At 72.9% G+C, this 4,565-nt stretch carries 5 protein-coding genes; 4 read left to right on the top strand and 1 reads right to left on the bottom strand.

Annotation, left to right across the window (positions count from 1 at the left end; all coding sequences use genetic code 11):
* From GTW40_RS06810 to GTW40_RS06825, 4 genes are all read left to right on the top strand, one after another.
* A partial coding sequence (locus GTW40_RS06810; RefSeq protein ID WP_161179255.1) for a flavodoxin-dependent (E)-4-hydroxy-3-methylbut-2-enyl-diphosphate synthase occupies window positions 1-273 on the top strand: 273 nt, incomplete at its 5' end.
* Between the two features lie 278 nt (window positions 274-551).
* A complete protein-coding gene (locus tag GTW40_RS06815) occupies window positions 552-1,400 on the top strand; it encodes a GNAT family N-acetyltransferase (protein ID WP_161179256.1) in 849 nt (282 codons plus the stop codon).
* Between the two features lie 94 nt (window positions 1,401-1,494).
* The gene (locus tag GTW40_RS06820; RefSeq protein ID WP_161179257.1) at window positions 1,495-2,025 is read left to right on the top strand and encodes a GNAT family N-acetyltransferase; all 531 of its coding nucleotides are present in this window, start codon (window positions 1,495-1,497) and stop codon (window positions 2,023-2,025) included.
* Window positions 2,026-2,102: 77 nt separating this feature from the next.
* Entirely contained in the window at window positions 2,103-3,806 is a 1,704-nt protein-coding gene (locus GTW40_RS06825; protein WP_161179258.1) for a proline--tRNA ligase, read from the top strand.
* 78 nt (window positions 3,807-3,884) lie between these two features.
* On the opposite strand, the gene GTW40_RS06830 is transcribed toward GTW40_RS06825, so the two are convergent.
* A partial coding sequence (locus GTW40_RS06830; RefSeq protein ID WP_161179259.1) for an aminoglycoside phosphotransferase family protein occupies window positions 3,885-4,565 on the bottom strand: 681 nt, incomplete at its 5' end.

The raw sequence follows: 4,565 nt of genomic DNA on the forward strand, positions 1-4,565 counted from the left end.
GAGGTCACCGCGGGCCTGACCGGCATGGAGGTTCCCCTCCGTGTCGCGGTCATGGGCTGTGTGGTGAACGGTCCCGGCGAGGCCCGTGAGGCCGACCTGGGCGTGGCCTCCGGCAACGGCAAGGGCCAGATCTTCGTCAAGGGCGAGGTCATCAAGACCGTCCCGGAGTCGAAGATCGTGGAAACCCTCATCGAGGAGGCCATGAAGCTGGCCGAGCAGATGGAAGCGGAGGGCGTCGCCTCCGGCGAGCCGTCGGTGGCGGTAGCGGGCTGAGCACCTTCCCGAGCTGAGGAGGAGGGGGGTAGGCCGCAGGCCACCCCCCCCAGGGGGGCGGGGAACTGCGCGACAAGCCACGACCGGCCCGCACCCGCGAACGCACCCGCATCCGCAAGTGGGATGGCGCGACCAACACAGCGCATCAATCCGACGGGGCTCAGCCGCAAAAGGGGCGCGGGGAACTGCGCGACCAGCCCACCACCGACCCGCACCCGCCAGGGAACCCGCACCTCACGAACTGGACGGCGCCCACCCAAACCCTCAGGATGAGACCCGTGCTGACCCAGACCACCTCCCGGGTGCTCGACCCGAGCGACCTCGACGCCGCGCTCGCCGTTCTCGACCGCGAGCCGGTCGCGAACGCCTTCGTGACCGCCCGCGTCCAGATCGCCGGCCTCGACCCCTGGCGGCTGGGCGGCGAGATGTGGGGCTGGTACGAGGACGGCATCCTGACCTCGCTCTGCTACGCGGGCGCCAACCTCGTCCCGATCTGCGCCACCCCCCGCGCCGTCCGCGCCTTCGCCGACCGCGCCCGCAGGGCCGGACGCCGCTGCTCCTCCATCGTCGGCCCCGCCGGAGCCACCGCCGAGCTGTGGCGCCTGCTGGAGCCCCACTGGGGCCCGGCCCGCGAGATCCGCGCCCACCAGCCGCTCATGGTCACCGACCACATGCCCGCCGACATCGCGCCCGACCCGTACGTCCGCCGCATCCGCAAGGACGAGGTGGACACGGTCATGCCCGCGTGCGTGGCCATGTTCACCGAGGAGGTCGGCGTCTCCCCGCTGGCGGGCGACGGCGGGCTGCTCTACCAGGCCCGGGTGGCGGAACTGGTCGGCGCGGGCCGCTCCTTCGCCCGTCTCGACGAGCACGGCAACGTCGTCTTCAAGGCGGAGATCGGCGCCGCCACCACCCGCGCCTGCCAGATCCAGGGCGTCTGGGTCGCCCCCGAGTACCGGGGCCGGGGCCTGGCCGCCCCCGGCATGGCCGCCGTCCTGCGGTACGCGCTCGCCGACGTGGCCCCGGTGGTCAGCCTCTACGTGAACGACTTCAACACCGCCGCCCGCCGCACGTACCGCCGCGTCGGCTTCCAGGAGGTCGGCGCGTTCATGAGCGTGCTGTTCTGAGGGGACGGCCGTGCACCCGCCGTCACGACCCCGGGGTTCCGGCCGGGGACCCCGCTCGCCCCACCCGCCGTACGCGCCCCTGTACGCTCCCCGCATGGACCTCGAGATCGGTTCCCTGGACCTCGGCGCCCGTGTCGACGAGGCGCTGGCGGTGCAAGCCGTCGCCTTCGGACTGGGCCCCGACGAGGTGGCCGTACGCCGCCAGATCGTCCAGCGCCACATGCAGTTCCCCGGCGCCCGCGCCCTCGGCGCGCTCGCGGGCGGACGGCTGGTCGGGTTCGTGTACGGGATGCCCAACTCCCGTACGCACTGGTGGTCCACGGTCGTCGAGCCGTATCTGCGCGCGCGGGGCACCGACTTCTGGCTGGACGACGCCTTCGTCATCACCGAACTGCACGTCCACCCCGAGCACCAGAACCGGGGCATCGGCCGCAGGCTGATCACCGCCATCACTGACAGCGCCGCCGAACCCCGCTCGATCCTCTCCGCGATCGACACCGACAGCCCCGCCCGCGGCCTGTACCACTCCCTCGGCTACGCCGACCTCGCCCGCCGCGTCCACTTCCCGAGCGCGCCCCGCCCCTACGCCGTGATGGGCGCCCCGCTGCCGCTGCTGCGCCCGTAACCGATTTCCACCGGCACCGGCCACCCGGCTAACCTCCTGTGCCATCACCTCATTTTTCCGGCAGGAGTACGAGAACCATGGCGAACGCACCGGTCCAGCGCATGTCCCAGTTGTTGGCGAAGACGCTGCGCGACGACCCGGCCGACGCCGAGGTGCTCAGCCACAAGCTCCTCGTCCGCGCGGGATACGTCCGCCGTACCGCCGCGGGCATCTGGTCCTGGCTGCCCCTCGGCAAGAAGGTCCTGGCCAACGTCGAGCGCATCGTCCGCGAGGAGATGGACGCCATCGGCGCCCAGGAGGTCCTGCTCCCGGCCCTGCTGCCCCGTGAGCCCTACGAGGCCACCGGCCGCTGGGACGAGTACGGCGCCGAGTTGTTCCGCCTCCAGGACCGCAAGGGCGGCGACTACCTCCTCGGCCCCACCCACGAGGAGATCTTCACCCTGCTGGTGAAGGACCAGGCGTCCTCCTACAAGGACCTGCCGGTCATCCTGTACCAGATCCAGAGCAAGTTCCGCGACGAGGCCCGCCCGCGCGCCGGCATCCTGCGCGGCCGCGAGTTCCTCATGAAGGACTCGTACTCCTTCGACACCGAGGACGAGGGCCTGGCCCACTCGTACGCGCTGCACCGCGACGCCTACCGCCGGATCTTCGAGCGCCTCGGCCTCGACTACCGCATCTGCGCCGCCACCGCGGGCGCCATGGGCGGCTCCAAGTCCGAGGAGTTCCTGGCCCCCGCCGAGGCGGGCGAGGACACCTTCGCCGACTGCCCGAACTGCGACTTCGCCGCCAACACCGAGGCCGTGTACTACACGCTCGCCGAGGTCGACGCCGCCGACGTGCCCGCGCTGGAGGAGATCCCCACCCCGGACACCCCGACCATCGAGACGCTCGCCGCCTCCCTCGGTGTGCCCGCCTCCGCCACCCTGAAGAACCTGCTGGTCAAGGTGGACGGCGAGATCGTGGCCGTCGGCGTCCCCGGCGACCGCGAGGTCGACATGGACAAGGTCGAGGCCCACTTCGCCCCGGCCGCCGTCGAGCTGGTCACCGAGGCCGACTTCGCCACCCGCCCCGACCTGGTGCGCGGCTACGTCGGCCCCCAGGGCCTGGGCGAGAAGGTCACCTACATCGCCGACCCGCGCGTGGCCCCCGGCACCTCCTGGATCACCGGCGCCAACAAGGAGCACACGCACGCGAAGAACGTCGTCGCGGGCCGTGACTTCGAGGTCGACGCGTACGTGGACGTGGTCGTGGTGCAGGAGGGCGACCCCTGCCCCAACTGCGGCACCGGCCTGAAGCTGGACCGCGCCATCGAGATCGGCCACATCTTCCAGCTCGGCCGCAAGTACGCCGACGCCCTCAAGCTCGACGTGCTCGGCCAGAACGGCAAGCCCGTCCGCGTCACCATGGGCTCCTACGGCATCGGCGTCTCCCGCGCCGTCGCCGCCCTCGCCGAGCAGACCGCCGACGAGCAGGGCCTGTGCTGGCCCAAGGAGGTCGCCCCGGCCGACGTGCACGTCGTCGCCGCGGGCAAGGCCCTCCAGACCGAGGTCGCCCTCGACGTCGCCGCGAAGCTGGGCGCCGCGGGAGTCCGCGTCCTGGTGGACGACCGCCCCGGCGTCTCCCCGGGCGTGAAGTTCACCGACGCCGAGCTGATCGGTGTGCCCCAGATCCTGGTCGCCGGTCGCCGCGCCGGTGAGGGCGTCCTGGAGCTGAAGGACCGCAAGACCGGCGAGCGCGAGGAGCTGACGGTCGAGGAGGCCATCGCCCGCCTCACCGCCTAGGCACCACCCCGTACCACCGGACCCGGTCGCCCTCGGGGGGCGGCCGGGTCCGGTGTGTTCACCGCGCTCCGCTCGGCTCTACAGCCAGGTCGCGAACTCCAGCAGCAGTTCCGCGTCCTGCTCCCGGCCCACCCGGCGGGACCGCACCCCGGACTCCACCGCGCGGAAGAGCGTCCAGCCGCGCAGCCGCTCCTGGTCCACCTCCAGGGACTCCGCGAGCTTCTTGATCCGGCGCCGGGTGACGGAGGCGCCCGACGGGGTCGCGATCAGGTCCTCCACCCGGTCACGGACCAGCCGCGCGAGGTCGAAGGCGCACTCGCCGACCACCGGGTCCGGGCCCACCGCGAGCCACGGCAGCCGGTCCGCGCCGAGCACCTTGCTCTGCCGGAACGTGCCGTGCAGCAGCCGGTCCTCGGGCGGCTCCGCGAGCAGTTCGTCCCGTACCGACAGCGCCGCGTCCACCAGGGGAGCGGCCGCCGTGTCCGTCACCGCGCTCGCGGCCATCGCCTCGGCCTGCCGTCCGGTGCGCTCGGCCACCGTCTCGAAGCGGTGCGCCCCTTCACCGGCGGGCGGCGGCACCCACAGCCGTCGCAGCGTGCCCGCCGCCTCCAGGAGCGCCTTCGCCTCCGGCAGCGACCGCACCGACATCTCCGGGTGCAGCCGCTCCAGGAGCAGCGCGCCCTCGGCGGTGTCCTCGGGGCCGCTCTCCAGGAGCTGTACGGCGCCCAGGCCGCCCCAGTGCGCGAGCGCGGCCCGCTC

Source organism: Streptomyces sp. SID4985, from assembly GCF_009863025.1.
In the GTDB taxonomy this organism is placed as follows: Bacteria; Actinomycetota; Actinomycetes; order Streptomycetales; family Streptomycetaceae; genus Streptomyces.

Bases quoted from the DNA above. Each gene is read 5' to 3' on its own strand.
- GTW40_RS06820 (WP_161179257.1), top strand. From the start codon at position 1,495: ATGGACCTCGAGATCGGTTCCCTGGACCTCGGCGCCCGTGTCGACGAG.
- GTW40_RS06825 (WP_161179258.1), top strand. From the start codon at position 2,103: ATGGCGAACGCACCGGTCCAGCGCATGTCCCAGTTGTTGGCGAAGACG.